8 protein-coding genes are annotated in these 17,368 nt (G+C 36.0%); 5 read left to right on the forward strand and 3 right to left on the reverse strand.

The features are described 5' to 3' along the window. Positions 1-574: 574 nt before the first annotated feature. The 3 genes from CLV00_RS08380 to CLV00_RS08390 all read left to right on the forward strand — a co-directional run bounded on the left by CLV00_RS08380 (position 575) and on the right by CLV00_RS08390 (position 11,163). Positions 575-7,090, forward strand: a complete 6,516-nt coding sequence (locus CLV00_RS08380) for a T9SS type A sorting domain-containing protein (protein ID WP_099714684.1) — start codon at positions 575-577, stop codon at positions 7,088-7,090. Between the two features lie 659 nt (positions 7,091-7,749). Further along, positions 7,750-10,224 carry a T9SS type A sorting domain-containing protein gene (locus CLV00_RS08385; protein WP_099714685.1) on the forward strand — a complete coding sequence of 825 codons (2,475 nt, stop codon included), beginning with the start codon at positions 7,750-7,752 and terminating at the stop codon, positions 10,222-10,224. Positions 10,225-10,662: 438 nt separating this feature from the next. Further along, positions 10,663-11,163, forward strand: coding sequence for a hypothetical protein (locus CLV00_RS08390; protein ID WP_099714686.1), 501 nt, complete (start codon positions 10,663-10,665; stop codon positions 11,161-11,163). Positions 11,164-11,238: 75 nt separating this feature from the next. Here the strand turns inward: CLV00_RS08390 and CLV00_RS08395 are convergent, their stop codons facing one another. Then, positions 11,239-12,186, reverse strand: coding sequence for a TerC family protein (locus tag CLV00_RS08395; RefSeq protein ID WP_099714687.1), 948 nt, complete (start codon positions 12,184-12,186; stop codon positions 11,239-11,241). A 168-nt stretch (positions 12,187-12,354) separates the two neighbouring features. Then, complete coding sequence (locus CLV00_RS08400; RefSeq protein WP_099714688.1) at positions 12,355-13,389, reverse strand: glutamine synthetase beta-grasp domain-containing protein; 1,035 nt, start codon at positions 13,387-13,389, stop codon at positions 12,355-12,357. Positions 13,390-13,649: 260 nt separating this feature from the next. Here CLV00_RS08400 and CLV00_RS08405 point away from each other — a divergent pair, with 260 nt between their 5' ends. After that, the gene (locus CLV00_RS08405) at positions 13,650-15,839 is read left to right on the forward strand and encodes a glutamine synthetase III (protein ID WP_099714689.1); all 2,190 of its coding nucleotides are present in this window, start codon (positions 13,650-13,652) and stop codon (positions 15,837-15,839) included. 178 nt (positions 15,840-16,017) lie between these two features. Continuing rightward, positions 16,018-16,791: an OmpA family protein gene (locus tag CLV00_RS08410; protein ID WP_158234591.1), complete on the forward strand. Its 774-nt coding sequence runs from the start codon at positions 16,018-16,020 to the stop codon at positions 16,789-16,791. Between the two features lie 98 nt (positions 16,792-16,889). Here CLV00_RS08410 and CLV00_RS08415 read toward each other — a convergent pair whose 3' ends face one another. After that, positions 16,890-17,171 (reverse strand): DUF4242 domain-containing protein, encoded by a 282-nt coding sequence (locus CLV00_RS08415; RefSeq protein WP_099714691.1) that lies wholly within the window; start codon positions 17,169-17,171, stop codon positions 16,890-16,892. Positions 17,172-17,368 lie beyond the last annotated feature (197 nt).

Genomic DNA, 17,368 nt, shown 5'->3' on the forward strand with positions numbered 1-17,368 from the left:
TGTCGGGAATAACAGAATTTTATCTTGTTTAGCGCTCTTTCTTTTTCTTTTTTTGATGTTATAGCTAACTTTGATTCAACAAAAGTTAATTATTTAAGTTTTTTTTTATAACGTAACTATTTGGTTATCAGATGTATTTTTACTCTTTACAATAAAGTGGACTTTTTTAGATGGAGTGCTTCCTAAATTTATTTTTTGAAGATATTTCGTTTGTTGCAAGTTTTTCCTTTGAGTTGAAAATCTTTTGTTTGAACCAGTTATTAATTTCAATACTGATTGTTTTAGATTAAAGTTTAAAGATTGCTTTGTAAAGCAATTGTCTGGTAGATAAAAGAATTTAGTTATTGTTCCCCACAATAAAAATCTTTTGAATGATGGATTACTTCATAAATGTGTTTATGAAGGTTGATTTGTAGCTCAGTAATTTTTAGCCTCAGTCTGTAACTTCCTTTTTTTTCTAATTTATGGTATTAAACTACACTCTATCTATGGAACAGGACCTTTTCAACTCTTCGAAAACCCCACTTCTACATGTGCTTTCTTATTAATAATATGGTCTTAAAACCAAATTATTATGAAAAAATTTATATTTTCTACGATAAAAAGTGTACAAGATTATTGTTGCACTTTTTCCTGGCGCTTCAACGCAGGTTTTTCGAGCTTTTTTTGGACGAGTGCGTTTGCTAAAAAGCTCTTTTTTTATGCCACTTTACTGCTTTTAGTGTTTGGCCAAGCTCCTATTTATGGTCAACTTGTTGGAGGTGCTGCTGTCAAAGCCAATTTTGGTATTGAAGCTGATGCTTATGCCAACCTGTTGCAGTTTGGGAGTCTTCCCAATCAGGCTGGTACAGATGACTGGTTTAATACTACCTACCCAGGCAGTGGCAAAGGAGTCATAGATGTAACTGGTGCTGCTGCATTGAAGACTTCTATTCTGGCTAACAATAATTATTCCTTTACAAAAGGGCAGTCAGTAACGACTCCTGCTCCAGGTTTTCCATATCCTATTGTTGATGGGTTTTTATGGATAGATTCTGTATATGGCAGGGATACTAATTCTGCTCAAGGGAATAGTGATTCGAGTATTTTTGCCGGTACAGCAGATAAAAATGCTGATAATCCAATTACTTGGAGTCTAGGCGCTGGAAGTATTCCTCAAAAAGATGATATCATCGATGTAATGGCACATTTACGAGGAACAAATCCGCATGATCCCTCTACAAATCCAGGTTTTCCTGTAGACGACAGACCTTTTGATGTACTTTGGGCTTATGCTGCTGCAACATTGCGATCTACTGATGGTAGCAAGCATATTGATTTTGAATTCTTCCGTACCTTAGTTAGCTACTCTCCAGGAGATTTAGTTTTTGGGAATACAGGCAGCGATGGAGGTCGTACCGCATTTACTTTTAATGCTGACGGAAGTGTTAATGTTCCTGGAACTATAATCGTTTCGATTGATTATGAAGGAGGAGGATCTAAACCTGAAGTTAGAATCAGAGTATGGATGGATGAAACTGTTTTTAATACATATAATAATTCAGCGGCCTTAAGACCATTTAGCGTAGTTCCCGGAACTTTTGAAAAAGGGGAGCAAAGCGGTAATTTTGGTTATGGGCGTATTGTTTCCAATGACCCAGCCGATGTTGAAAATATTTTTGGAAGGGTAAATGCTGAAGATACTACTTTAGGTCCGCCTTGGGGAACTATTGAAGGTCCAAACGCAGCATTTTTTGATCACTACCAAATCCTTCAACATGTAGAAATTGGTATTAATCTTACTGCTTTTGGTTTGGACAGAAAAGGACAAGGTTCTGGGCCATGTGCCAATGTATTGGGGAGTTTATTGGTTAAGACCCGTAGTTCCGCAGGTGGACAGTCTGATTCTTTTACCAGTGAGCAAAAAGATTTTGCAGGACCATTCCCATTTGGTGATACAGTAACTCCAACGGTAGCTGCTAATGTTAATCAAGTGATTACTTGTATTAATACCAATGCCACTATTACTGCTACAGGCATAGCCCCAACGGGAGCAACTATAGAATGGTATAATCCTTCTAATGTACTTATTCCAGGCGATAATCCACTGGATCCTGACAGAGTGGTAACAGACTCTGGTACCTATACTGTCAAAGTCTATGCGCCAGGTTTTACAGGGTGCTTTGCTCAAGCGACAGTAGTTGTAGAAAAAAATAATACACCGCCAATAGCGGTAGCAGGACCTGATTTTACTAAAAACTGTATATCAAATCCTGATGGCGGTTCTATTGGAGAAGCAGCTGAAGCCGGATTTACTTATTCTTGGACTTCATCTCCAGCCGGATTTACTTCGACTGCCGCAAATCCAACAGTTAATCCAATTGTAACTACTACGTATACCGTTACTAAAACGAATACGGCTAATGGTTGTAGCGATACTGATGAAGTGACTGTAACGGTGAATAAACCAACGGTAGTTGCGAATGCAGGATCTGATTTTACTAAAAATTGCTTGATTAACATATCAGGTGGCTCTATTGGAGAAGTTGCAGAAGCCGGATTTACTTATTCTTGGACTTCATCTCCAGCCGGATTTACTTCGACTGCTGCAAATCCAACAGTTAATCCAAGTGTGACTACTACGTATACCGTTACCAAAACGCACACCGCTTCTGGTTGTAGCGATACTGATGAGGTTACTGTAACGGTGAATAAACCAACAGTAGTTGCGGTAGCAGGACCTGATTTTACTAAAACCTGTATATCGAATCCTGATGGCGGTTCTATTGGAGAAGTGGCAGAAGCTGGATTTACTTATTCTTGGACTTCATCTCCAGCCGGATTTACTTCGACTGCCGCAAATCCAACAGTTAATCCAAGTGTGACTACTACGTATACCGTTACCAAAACGCATACCGCTTCTGGTTGTAGCGATACTGATGAGGTGACTGTAACTGTGAATAAACCAACAGTAGTTGCTAATGCAGGATCTGATTTTACTAAAAATTGCTTGATTAATATATCAGGTGGTTCTATTGGAGAAGTGGCAGAAGCTGGATTTACTTATTCTTGGACTTCATCTCCAGCCGGATTTACTTCGACTGCCGCAAATCCATTCGTTAATCCAAGTGTGACTACTACGTATACCGTTACCAAAACGCATACCGCTTCAGGTTGTAGCGATACTGATGAGGTTACTGTAACAGTTAATCAACCAACAGTAGTTGCGGTAGCAGGATCTGATTTCACTAAAACCTGTACATTAAACCCTGATGGCGGTTCTATTGGAGAAGTGGCTCAAGCCGGATTTACTTATTCTTGGATTTCATCTCCAGCCGGATTTACTTCGACTGCCGCAAATCCAACAGTTAATCCAAGTGTAACTACTACGTATACCGTAACTAAAACGCATACCGCTTCTGGTTGTAGCGATACCGATGAGGTTACTGTAACGGTGAATAAACCAACGATAGTGGTAAATGCAGGATCTGATTTCACTAAAAATTGCTTGATTAATATATCAGGTGGTTCTATTGGAGAAGTTGCAGAAGCCGGATTTACTTATTCTTGGACATCATCTCCAGCCGGATTTACTTCGACTGCTGCAAATCCATTTGTTAATCCAAGTGTGACTACTACGTATACCGTTACTAAAACACAGACAGCTTCTGGTTGCAGCGATACCGATGAGGTTACTGTAACGGTTAATCAACCAACAGTAGTTGCGGTAGCAGGATCTGATTTCACTAAAACCTGTATATCAAATCCTGATGGCGGTTCTATTGGAGAAGCGGCTCAAGCTGGATTTACTTATTCTTGGACATCATCTCCAGCCGGATTTACTTCGACTGCTGCAAATCCAACAGTTAATCCAAGTGTGACTACTACTTATACTGTTACTAAAACGCATACCGCTTCTGGTTGTAGCGATACTGATGATGTGACTGTAACGGTGAATAAACCAACAGTAGTTGCGGTAGCAGGACCTGATTTCACTAAAACCTGTATATCAAATCCTGATGGCGGTTCTATTGGAGAAGCGGCTCAAGCTGGATTTACTTATTCTTGGACATCATCTCCAGCCGGATTTACTTCGACTGCTGCAAATCCATTTGTTAATCCAAGTGTGACTACTACGTATACTGTTACCAAAACGCATACCGCTTCTGGCTGTAGCGATACCGATGAGGTTACTGTAACAGTTAATAAACCAACAGTAGTTGCTAATGCAGGATCTGATTTCACTAAAAATTGCTTGATTAATATATCAGGTGGTTCTATTGGAGAAGTTGCAGAAGCCGGATTTACTTATTCTTGGACTTCATCTCCAGCCGGATTTACTTCGACTGCTGCAAATCCAACAGTTAATCCAAGTGTGACTACTACGTATACCGTAACTAAAACGCATACCGCTTCAGGTTGTAGCGATACCGATGAGGTTACCGTTACGGTTAATAAACCAACAGTAGTTGCGGTAGCAGGACCTGATTTTACTAAAACCTGTATATCAAATCCTGATGGCGGTTCTATTGGAGAAGTGGCTCAAGCCGGATTTACTTATTCTTGGATTTCATCTCCAGCCGGATTTACTTCGACTGCAGCAAATCCAACAGTTAATCCAAGTGTAACTACTACGTATACCGTAACTAAAACGCATACCGCTTCTGGTTGTAGCGATACCGATGAGGTTACTGTAACGGTGAATAAACCAACGATAGTGGTAAATGCAGGATCTGATTTCACTAAAAATTGCTTGATTAATATATCAGGTGGTTCTATTGGAGAAGTTGCAGAAGCCGGATTTACTTATTCTTGGACATCATCTCCAGCCGGATTTACTTCGACTGCTGCAAATCCAACAGTTAATCCAAGTGTGACTACTACGTATACCGTTACTAAAACACAGACAGCTTCTGGTTGCAGCGATACCGATGAGGTTACTGTAACGGTTAATCAACCAACAGTAGTTGCGGTAGCAGGATCTGATTTCACTAAAACCTGTATATCAAATCCTGATGGCGGTTCTATTGGAGAAGCGGCTCAAGCTGGATTTACTTATTCTTGGACATCATCTCCAGCCGGATTTACTTCGACTGCTGCAAATCCAACAGTTAATCCAAGTGTGACTACTACTTATACTGTTACTAAAACTCATACCGCTTCTGGTTGTAGCGATACTGATGAAGTGACTGTAACGGTGAATAAACCAACAGTAGTTGCGAATGCAGGATCTGATTTTACTAAAAATTGCTTGATTAACATATCAGGTGGTTCTATTGGAGAAGTGGCAGAAGCCGGATTTACTTATTCCTGGACTTCATCTCCAGCCGGATTTACTTCGACTGCTGCAAATCCAACAGCTAATCCAAGTGTGACTACTACGTATACCGTTACCAAAACGCACACAGCTTCTGGTTGTAGCGATACTGATGAGGTTACTGTAACGGTGAATAAACCAACAGTAGTTGCGGTAGCAGGACCTGATTTTACTAAAACCTGTATATCAAATCCTGATGGCGGTTCTATTGGAGAAGCAGCTGAAGCCGGATTTACTTATTCTTGGACTTCATCTCCAGCCGGATTTACTTCGACTGCCGCAAATCCAACAGTTAATCCAAGTGTGACTACTACTTATACTGTTACTAAAACGCATACCGCTTCTGGTTGTAGCGATACTGATGAAGTGACTGTAACGGTGAATAAACCAACAGTAGTTGCTAATGCAGGATCTGATTTCACTAAAAATTGCTTGATTAATATATCAGGTGGTTCTATTGGAGAAGTTGCAGAAGCCGGATTTACTTATTCTTGGACTTCATCTCCAGCCGGATTTACTTCGACTGCTGCAAATCCATTCGTTAATCCAAGTGTGACTACTACTTATACCGTAACTAAAACGCATACCGCTTCTGGTTGTAGCGATACTGATGAGGTTATTGTAACAGTTAATCAACCAACAGTAGTTGCGGTAGCAGGACCTGATTTCACTAAAACCTGTATATCAAATCCTGATGGCGGTTCTATTGGAGAAGTAGCAGAAGCTGGATTTACTTATTCTTGGATTTCATCTCCAGCCGGATTTACTTCGACTGCTGCAAATCCATTCGTTAATCCAAGTGTGACTACTACGTATACCGTTACTAAAACACATACCGCTTCTGGTTGTAGTGATAGTGATGAGGTGACTGTAACGGTTAATATAGCACTACCAAATGCAGTTGCAGGTGACGATGTTCTGATATTATGTGGTGAAACTACTGTACTATTATCAGGAACTTCAACTACTCAAAATGCAATCTACTCTTGGGTTGCCAGTAATGGTGGTAACATTGTCTCTGGGGCAGATACAGCTACACCAACTGTGAATGCAGCTGGAACGTACACATTAACTGTTACAGATCCAATAAATGGATGTACTGCTTCTGATTTAGTTCTCGTTACTAATCAAATTTGTATCGTTGAAGGTTGTACATTAGGATACTGGAAAAACCATACTGATAGATGGTGTTCAAGCTATACTCCTACAATGTTGTTCGGCGATGTGTTTGTAAATGCACCGTCCAATCTTGCTAATTTAACTTTATTGCAAGCGCTTAATTTAGGTGGTGGAGGTATTTTTAATTTAGCTCGTCAAGGAGTAGCCGCTTTATTGAATGCTTGCAGCGATGAAGTTGATTATCCTGCACCATATTCTGATAGTCCACAATCGGTAATAGATGCCGTTAATGCAGCCTATTCATCAGGAGGAAATGCACCTGGAAAATTAGCCACTCAATTGGATATTCTTAATAATTCAGGATGTCCATTAGGAGGAACTCCTGCTACAAAAGAAGGAGATGGTTTGGGCGATAAAGCAGGTTTTGAAGCCTATCCAGTTCCTTTCAAAGATCAACTTACCATTAGATATAATTTTGATTATGTATCTGATGTGAAAATCGATGTACTTAATTCACAAGGAGTTTCAATACTTTCAAAAATGGATAATAATAGTTACATGAACAAAGAAGTTACACTAAATCTTAATTCTTATGTAGATAGATCAGAAGTGTATGTTGTAAAAGTAACAACCAATAGAGGAAGTAGTGTGAAAAAAATAATTTCTTCAAAATAGGTTATGAATAATCATCTGATCCTATAAAATATTGAGAAGGATTAGAGTATGAAATTAAACCTCGAAAGTTTTGCTTTCGAGGTTTTTTTATTTATAACTAATTGATTAATAGTGTTTTGAATAAAAAATAATTTGTTTTAAAACATACTATTTTTCTGAATCAATAGGTTTTTTATCGAATATATTTGCTCTTTATCAGATTTGCTTTTCGCTTTTTAATAGGGCTTTAATGCATTGATTAACTTTGATATAGCAAAAAAATAATTCATTTTTTCGAGCTGTTTTCCAAAATAGTTTACTGGTAAAAAAGGATTTTTAGGATTGTTCCCCGCAATAAAATATCCTTTTGATGAAGGAGTTCTTCAATTTTTTTGAAGGTGTTTTTTTATTCAGAAAGTTGTATCGCTTAGATAGAAAGCTTTCTATTTTTTCTTTTTTTGAACTTATTTATTAATTTGAAATTAAGGTTTTTAAGTTTCTTTTAAAGCCCCAATTTGGTTAATAAAAGGTAGTTTATTACCCCAAAATAAAGTATTCTTTTGATGATGGCGTACTTTATAAATGAGTTTGTGAGGGTGATTTGTTTTTATATGATTGTTTCTATCCCGAGTCTACTGTTTTCCTATTTTTTAACAACTATGGAGTAAAATTACAATATCATGAAAAATAATACACTTCAGCAGTTTTTCGGAGCTTTATCTAGCAAAAACATATTTTGCTTTTTATCGGAAAACATGGTTTCTATATTAAATTTTTTAAAAATTAATATCAGAATTCCACTAGATTACCAAAATCGATTAGGTAAAATAACTATTAGACCACTGTATTTTTTTACAATGGTTTTATTGTGTTCAACAGGGATTACTTTATTGGCACAAAATAGGTCTGCAAGTCAAACTTCTCGTTTACGCGGTACAATTGCCTTTACAGATGCATCTGCTCACACAAACAAAGTTTCTCAGTCATACAATGTATATACACAACAAAATATCATTTCGCAGGCTTTTATACTTGATGCTATTGGAAGCGAATCTGGATTTAAGGCTGTGAAGCCACAGACAGCTAATATAGACCAGATTAGAAATGGATCTAAGTCATCTCCTGTTACTCCAGGTAACTGGGTAAATGGAAATGCGAATGCCACACAAGCTCATTACGCTGAAGGATGGTCTATACCTTATCGTATAGTCATGAATAATCTTGTGTCAGGATCTCATGACCTGATAATTGAGTGGGATATAAAACATTCCGGAAAAAATGCACTTGATTATATAACACACTATGACAATATAGATAATCCAACGGGATCTCATATTGCAACCTTCGGACATTCACAAGAAGTAATAGATCCAACTGCAGGGATAACTGGTTTAGCAGGACCCAATACTTTTGAAATTCCAGCTCCCAGCTCTCTAGATTCACCTGTTCCTGATATACCTACAAGCAGTTTTAATGCTTTGGCAGCTACAAAGAAATTAATGACAATATATAACGGAACTATTACTGCAATTAGTTATGTAAGCGAAGGAGATTTAAACGATGCGCAATCATCAACAAGATTGAAAATTACCTTTACCACGACTAATTCTACAGTAGTGATGGCATGGGCTGGTCATATTGCTGCTGAATATGACTGGGGGATTGGTAATGGTGCTACTGGGGTTTCAGGTTCACCATATCATACCCGTCTTATTTCACTTGATGGTGATGGTGGTAATCAGGATAGATCGCTTGCAGCTGCGGCTGTAGTCAGTCCTCCACGATGTTCAGTTTCAGGACCATTAACAGCTTGTCCAGAAGTGGCGAACTTAGTTTTCAATTCGACTATCCTTAATCCAAATGGCAGCCCAGTAACTTATTCATGGGCTTTTACTAGTAATACTGCTGGAGCAACTTTTAGTGGAGCTACAACAAGTTCATCAGTAACTGTTGTACCATCTAGCACTGATTTTACACCCGGTGGGAGTTTTGAAATTACTTCAACAGTGACTAGAAATGGAGTGGCAAGTGTTTGCTCTCAGACAGTTTCTATTAATTTATCAACAACCGCGTCAGCAGGTACTGCCCCATCGGCACAGTGTCCAGAAGTTGGAGGAAATGATTTCAGCTTAAGTGGAAGTTTTACCAACGGAACTGCTCTATGGACTGTTAAGACAGGATCAGCAACAGGTACAGCTGTTGGCTCTGTAAAAAGTGATGGTACTACAGCTACCCCAGTAGTGCATGTAGATGGAGTGGGTTCGGTAACTTTTATATTGACAGTAACCAGTAACCAGACCCCTTCTTGTGTTGCTTCAACAAGTGAAGTTACGGTTACAGTAAATGTAACACCTACAATTACTGGTGTTCTTAGTGTATGTGTAGGCGCTACTACTCAATTAACAGGATCAGGTATTGGAGCGACCTCTAACCCATGGGTATCTGCTAATCCTGGTGTAGCCACTGTTGATAGTGACGGTACAGTAACAGGAGTGTCAGTTGGTACTTCTGTCATCACATATACTGATAGTAATGGTTGTCAAGAAACAGCTACTGTGGCAGTAAATGCTAACCCAGAACTAAAATTAAAAATAACCCAGCCGTCACTTTGTGGGTCAGCAACTGGTAGTATTGAGGTATGTAGTCCAATTATTGGAGCCACATATTCATTAGTTGGTGTGCCAAATTCAGGTATTGAAGCAAAAGAAGGGGAGCCAGTTATATTTAGCGGTCTCGCAGCCGGTTCTAGTCCAACAGTTGCAGTTGAAACTGAAGCTGGTTGTAGCGCAACTGCCGCTTGTAATGATGAAGATGATACTACTAATTGTTCAGCTCCAGCACAACAAGCTGCTAAAACTACCGATGTGGTTGCGCCTATAGAAGCAAAAACTGAAGCCGCAGGGTTTACTACTTATCCTGTTCCTTTCAAAGACCAACTCACCGTAAGATACAATTTTGATTACGTTTCTGATGTTAAAATCGAGGTGTTTGATTCACAAGGTATTTCAGTGCTTTCTAAAGCCGATGCTAATGGTTTTTTGAATAAAGAAGTAACGCTTGATCTTAAATTGAATAGAGGAAGAGACCAAGTGTATGTTGTAAAAGTGACTACTAATCGTGGTAGTAGCATTAAAAAAGTAATTTCTACCAGATAGTTTTAAAACTAATTTTAACTAAAAAGCATCTGTTTTCGCAGATGCTTTTTTTATTTAATGTTTTGTCAATTAGTTATTTTATTCAGTTTAAAATGCCCAAATGCAATCTGCCCTCTTATAAGGGAGTCTTGCATTTTGTAATTTTCAACCAATATTCTTCTTTAAACGGGTTGTTCAGCATTTAAGAGCATCAATGTGAAATTTTCCTTTGGCTTCTAGCCAAAAATCTTTCCTATGTGGAATAAAATCTTTCAAAAAATTACTATTCTAAAAAAAAATCATATTGTTTTTTTAAACTTTACTTTGGTGTGGAGCCTAGCATTATTAGGTATAATTTAAGTTTTTTTTCCATTTTTAAAAAGTGCATTATTTTTTAAAATAAACTTTGGCACAATTAATGGATACAGTTTTTCAATATAAATTATAAAGCTATAACTAATGAAAAAAATTACCTTATTTTTAGTTTTCATCGGGATGATGACACTACAAAGTTGCGAAGTAACAGAAATAACCGATACTGTGGATAATGATACCATTAGTGAAGTGTTTGAAGTTACAACTTCATTTAATTCCAATAATAACTACAGTAGATTGGTTACTTTTAATCCACCAATTTATTCATCGGATGTAGTTTTAGTGTATCACCTGTATGATACGGTAAATGGTGAAGACATTTGGAAACTAATGCCTCAAACGTATTATTTTAGTGATGGTGGAGAATTAGATTTCAATTTTGATTACACCAGATATAATGTTAATATTTTTCTTTCGGCTAATTTTAGTCTTACTACTTTACCTTCAAGTTGGACACAAGACCAAACTTTTAGAATTGTAATTATACCGGCTAGTTTTGCTACTTCAGTAAATAAAAACAGTATAGACGCAGTAATGTCAGCATTAAAAGTGGAGAAGACTGAGATTCAAAAAATCAATTTGTAGGTTACAATATTCAATAAAATAAAAAAAGGAAATCGTGAGATTTCCTTTTTTTATGCGTTTATTTTTATGAATTAATTAGACGAATTCTTTGTTGCTTTTTCTTAAAGATGCAATAATTCCTGCTATAAGTGAAACCGCTATAAAAGCCAGCGATACCCATTCCGGTAATTTAATATAATCATGAAGCAACATTTTGATACCTACAAAAGTTAAGATTGCAATAAGACTGTATTCTAAATGAGCAAATTTATCAAGCATATGGGCAAGAAAGAAATACATAGAACGTAATCCTAAAATGGCAAAGATATTCGAACTAAAAACCAAAAAAGGATCACTTGTTATGGCTAAAATTGCAGGAACACTGTCTATAGCAAATACGACATCCATTACTTCAATTACTATAAGCGCTACAAAAAGAGGTGTTGCAGCTGTAATATGTCTTCTTTTTACAAAAAAATGCTCTCCGTCGATGTGATTCGAGATAGGTATAACTTTTTTAAGAGTCTTATATATGAATGATTTTTTGGGTTCAAATTTTTCATCTTCACCACTAAACAACATTTTCATAGCAGTGTATATTAGAAAACCTCCAAAAATATAGGTCATCCATGAAAACTTGTTAATAAGCAAAACACCAAAATAGATCATTAAACCTCTAAAAACGATAGCGCCTAGTATTCCCCAAAATAAAACTCGATGTTGGTATTTTTGTGGAATTTTAAAGGCAGAGAAAATAATAGCGATGACAAAAATATTATCTATACTCAGGGATAATTCTATTAAATAGCCTGTTATGAATTTTATTGCTGCATCTGCAGGTTTCAAAATATCTGGATTTGCAATATAATCCGTGGTGTAAAGCCAATAGACCACTCCTGAAAACATAAATGATAATGTGACCCATATTGCAGTCCATTTACCAGCCTCTTTTGAACTTATAATGTGTGGTGTTTTATTGAAGACTCCTAAATCGAGTGCAAGAAAAATTAAAACAGCTGTTAAAAAAGAAATCCAGACAATCATATCAGTTTATTTTTTTGAGATTAGCAAAGATACTTCTTGATTTTTTAAGATTAAAATTTATTCTGAACAAAAGTTAATTTTTAAAAATGTCTAACAATAAAAAAGGTGTCATCAGAATTGATGACACCTTTTCTTATAAACAAAATCAAATTTTATATAAACTTATTTTTATACTAAAGCTGGTTCTTCTATTAAAGCAGATTTTACAGTTTTAACAATTCTTGCAGCGATTTTGTATGGATCTCCGTTTGAAGCTGGTCTTCTGTCTTCTAACCATCCTTTCCATCCTTTTTGAACAGTGATTAATGGGATTCTTATAGAAGCTCCTCTGTCAGAAACACCATAAGAGAAATCATTGATAGAAGCAGTTTCATGTTTACCAGTTAAACGTTGGTCATTGTATGCTCCATAAACAGCAATATGCTCTTTAGTTACAGGTCTGAAAGCTTCACATATTTTTTCGTATACTTCTTGAGAACCACATGTTCTTAAAACTTCATTAGAGAAGTTAGCATGCATACCTGAACCATTCCAATCTGTATCTCCAAGAGGTTTTGGGTGATATTCAATAAAACAATTAAATTTTTCAGACAAACGATCTAGTAAGTATCTCGCAATCCAGATTTCGTCACCTGCTTTTTTAGCTCCTTTTGCAAATAATTGGAATTCCCATTGTCCGCAAGCAACCTCTTGGTTAATACCTTCAAAGTTGATACCTGCAGCAATACATAAATCTGCATGCTCTTCAACGATATCTCTACCGTGAGTATTTTTTCCACCTACTGAACAGTAATACATACCTTGTGGGGCTGGGTAACCACCAATTGGGAAACCTAAAGGTAATAAAGTATGATTGTCCATGATGAAATATTCTTGTTCGAATCCAAACCAGAAGTCTCCATCATCATCAATTGTAGCTCTACCGTTTGAAGGGTGAGGGGTACCGTCTGCATGCATAACTTCGGTCATTACTAAGTATCCGTTTTTACGTGTTGGATCTGGATAAATAGCAACTGGTACTAATAAACAATCTGATGAACCACCTTCTGCTTGTCTAGTTGATGAACCATCAAATGACCAGTTTCCGATTTCTTCCAAAGTTCCTTGGAAATTTTCATGCTCTTCAACTTTAGTTTTACTTCTAAGATTTTGTGTTGGTTCATAACCATCTAACCAAATGTACTCTAATTTTATTTTCGCCATAACAATATAAATTTATTCGTAACTTTTATTTAACGCAAAATTAAATTAAATTTTAACTCCAATAAAAATAAGGGGGTATTTTTATTTGTAAGCCTGTTATTTTTCCCATAACTGCATTTTGAGTGGGGTATATTTTAAAAATGATAATTTAAAAGGGGAATATAAATTAATTTCATAATCTACGATTCTGTTTTTTCTACGTTTTATTCCTTATATTTGCTATTTCCTAATAAAAATATTAATAATTTAATTTTTTTCACATGTCTACATTACGTTTTCAAGCTTTGAGAGAAGCTTCCACTAGAAAGCCGGTTCATTTTGAAGAATCCGATAGAAAATCAGTTATTTTTGGTTCGAATGTATTTAATGATAAAGCGATGAAGCAGTATTTGACTTCAGATGCTTATAAGGGAGTCCAGGGTGCTGTTCAGCATGGAACTAAAATAGATAGAAAATTAGCTGATTATATTGCCATGGGTATGAAAGAATGGGCTCTGTCAAAAGGAGTTACCCATTACACACACTGGTTTCAACCGTTAACAGGAACAACTGCTGAAAAACATGATGCTTTTTTCGAAACTTCATACGATGGAAGCGATCCAGTAGAAAAATTTGGTGGTGCTCAATTAGTACAACAAGAACCAGATGCATCCAGTTTTCCAAATGGTGGAATCAGAAACACATTTGAAGCAAGAGGGTATACTGCTTGGGATCCAACTTCTCCAGCATTTATTTTTGGAACTACATTATGTATTCCAACAGTTTTTATTTCGTACACAGGGGAAGCTTTAGATAATAAAATTCCTTTATTAAGAGCATTATCTGCAATGGATGACGCTGCAACTGAAGTATGTAAATATTTTGATAAAAATGTAAAGAAAGTTACTGCAACCTTAGGATGGGAGCAAGAATATTTCTTAATTGATAAATCATTGGCTGATTCTCGTCCGGATCTTGTGATGACTGGAAGAACTTTGCTAGGACATACTTCTGCAAAAGGACAACAATTGGACGACCACTATTTTGGTTCTATTCCAACTCGTGCTTTGACGTACATGAGGGATTTAGAGCAAGAATGTATGTTGTTGGGAATTCCGGTTAAAACACGTCATAATGAAGTAGCTCCAAATCAATTTGAATTGGCACCTATTTTTGAAGAGACAAACTTAGCAGTTGACCACAACTGTTTGTTAATGGACGTAATGCAAAAAGTGGCAGAACGTCATGATTTGAAAGTGTTATTCCATGAAAAACCGTTCAAAGGCGTTAATGGTTCAGGAAAACACAATAACTGGTCATTAGCAACTGATACTGGAGTAAACTTGTTGAGTCCAAGTAAAACGCCTATGAGTAATTTACAGTTCTTGACATTCTTTATCAATACAATCAAAGCGGTAAATGATTATGAGGCATTATTAAGAGGTGCTATCGCTTCTGCAAGTAATGACCATAGATTAGGCGCAAATGAGGCGCCACCGGCAATTATCTCTGTATTTATTGGTGAGCAATTAACTAAAGTTTTAGCTGAATTAGAAGGAGTAACTGCAGGGAAATTATCTCCGGAAGAAAAAACAGATTTAAAACTAAATGTAGTAGGTAAAATTCCAGATGTACTTTTGGATAATACGGACAGAAACAGAACTTCACCATTTGCTTTTACAGGAAATAAATTTGAGTTCAGAGCTGTAGGTTCTACTGCAAACTGTTCTAATGCAATGACTACTTTGAATGCCATTGTTGCTAAACAATTGAAAGATTTCAAAAAAGAAGTGGATAGCTTGATTGAATCGAAAGACATGAAGAAAGATGATGCTATCTTCAATGTATTGAGAGAATATATCAAAGTTTCTAAAAATATCCTTTTCGAAGGAGACGGTTACAGCGATGCTTGGGAAATCGAAGCAGCGAAAAGAGGTTTAAGCAACTTCAAAACAACTCCTGAAGCATTAAAAGCAAGAGCTTCAAAACAAGCTTTGGATTTGTTTTCTGAGTTGAATATCATGAATCACATCGAGGTTGAAGCGCGTTACGAAATTGAATTGGAAGAGTACACTAAGAAAATTCAAATTGAAGGTAGAGTTTTAGGTGATATTTCTAAAAATCACGTAATTCCTACTGCTATTCGTTACCAAAATACTTTAATTGAGAATGTTAAAGGATTGAAAGATATTTTTGGAGCTGAATTCGAATCGATTGCTAAAGAACAAATCATCCTGATCAGAGAAATTTCCAGTCATATCGAAGGAATCAATTCTAAAGTGGAAGCGATGACAAACGAAAGAAAGAAAGCTAACAATTTGACTGATGCGCAAGCAATGGCTGAGGCATATTGTAATAATGTAAAACCATATTTTGAAATCATCAGAAACCACTGTGATAAACTAGAGTTACTGGTAGATAATGAACTTTGGACATTGACTAAATACAGAGAATTGTTGTTTACAAAATAAACTAAAAGCTCTAAAAGATTAGACCCGATAGGTTTCAAAACCTATCGGGTTTTTTTATACTATTTTTTTTATTTATGCGTTATTTTAAAATAATAGTCAATTGTTTTACATGAAAATAAGACTTTTTTTTATTTTGTTTTTTTATATAATTACTTTGTCTGCACAAGATAAATTGGTATTGTTTTTTGATTTTAATCAAGATATAATTAATGAAAAATCACAACAAGATTTTTGTAAATGGTTAGAACATTCAAAAGGTAAAGAGATTTTAAAAATTCAAGGATTTTGTGATAGTATCGATTCCAATTCTTACAACAAGGAACTGTCTTTTCGAAGAGCTAATAATGTACTCGCACTTTTAGAATTTAATAAAGTTCCTCTGAGCGAAAAACTTGAGTTATACGGTTTAGGAGAAGACTTTGAGCAATTAAAAAATCAAAGCGATAACCGAAAAGTTTTAGTTTATTATCAAGATAAGATTTCCATTAACAAAAAAACAGATAATGAGAATTTGGTTTTTGAAAATACCCCAGAGAAAGATGTTCCTGTTAATGAAACAAAAAATAATATTTCTCTGATTGAAAAAGTAAATAACGCTAAAATAGGAGATTTGATAAAACTCGAAAATCTAAATTTCTATTTTAATTCAGAAAGAATAATTACAGAATCGGAACCAATTCTTTCTGATCTTCTTCAGGTTTTAAAAATGAATCCTCAATTGAAAATTTATGTTTACGGGCATATTTGTTGTAACAACAATCCAAATGACGTAAAACTTTCCTATAGAAGATCAAAGTTTGTATTTGATTATTTAATAAGAAACGGAATCGCCACTTCAAGATTAGGGCATAGAGGATTCGGAAGCAGCAGACCTATATATGCATTGCCAGAGAAAAATGAAGCAGAACGAATTGCCAATAGGAGAGTCGAAATATTGGTTGTGAAAAAATAGTGTAATACTGTAAAATAATAACAAACGTGTTTTTATAAAAAATGCCTTTCCGTTTCGGATAGGCATTTTTTAAGTTTAATGCATTTAATTTCAGCTTGCTAAACGGTTTCTTCTGCGGTTGTCGGGTCAATGGTTGTAGATATTCGACTTATGGAATTTGCAGGAAACCCACCTTGTTTCGCATGTTCGCGAATCATTTCTTCGTTGGGAGCAATATAAGTACAATAAATTTTGTCAGCGGTTACCTGACTGTTAACCCATTGGATTTGCGGTCCCATTTTACCCAATACTCCGCAAGATGTTTGCGAAATAGCTTTCAGTTGATCGGCATTTAATTTACCGGCACCAGGAATTTCTCTTTCAATTACATATTTAGGCATGATATTGTTGTTTTAATTTCCTACTCGTATGGCTTTTCGGCATGGCCCCGTTTTTTATAGTGGTTGCTGGTTTCCACTTCTCTAAGTTTCATTCAGTGTTTAAATTTTGTTGAACTTTTAAAGGTAGTTTATTGGATAAACTCAATTAAAATCAATATTAATTTAGGATAATCGCGATTAATATAAACGGCATTTTA

The organism is Flavobacterium sp. 11, from assembly GCF_002754315.1.
Classification (GTDB): Bacteria; Bacteroidota; Bacteroidia; order Flavobacteriales; family Flavobacteriaceae; genus Flavobacterium; species Flavobacterium algoritolerans.

Excerpts from the sequence above, each read along its gene's own strand:
- CLV00_RS08380 (WP_099714684.1), top strand. The coding sequence starts at position 575 with ATGAAAAAATTTATATTTTCTACGATAAAAAGTGTACAAGATTATTGT.
- CLV00_RS08385 (WP_099714685.1), top strand. The coding sequence starts at position 7,750 with ATGAAAAATAATACACTTCAGCAGTTTTTCGGAGCTTTATCTAGCAAA.
- CLV00_RS08390 (WP_099714686.1), top strand. The coding sequence starts at position 10,663 with ATGAAAAAAATTACCTTATTTTTAGTTTTCATCGGGATGATGACACTA.
- CLV00_RS08395 (WP_099714687.1), bottom strand. The coding sequence starts at position 12,186 with ATGATTGTCTGGATTTCTTTTTTAACAGCTGTTTTAATTTTTCTTGCA.
- CLV00_RS08400 (WP_099714688.1), bottom strand. The coding sequence starts at position 13,389 with ATGGCGAAAATAAAATTAGAGTACATTTGGTTAGATGGTTATGAACCA.
- CLV00_RS08405 (WP_099714689.1), top strand. The coding sequence starts at position 13,650 with ATGTCTACATTACGTTTTCAAGCTTTGAGAGAAGCTTCCACTAGAAAG.
- CLV00_RS08415 (WP_099714691.1), bottom strand. The coding sequence starts at position 17,171 with ATGCCTAAATATGTAATTGAAAGAGAAATTCCTGGTGCCGGTAAATTA.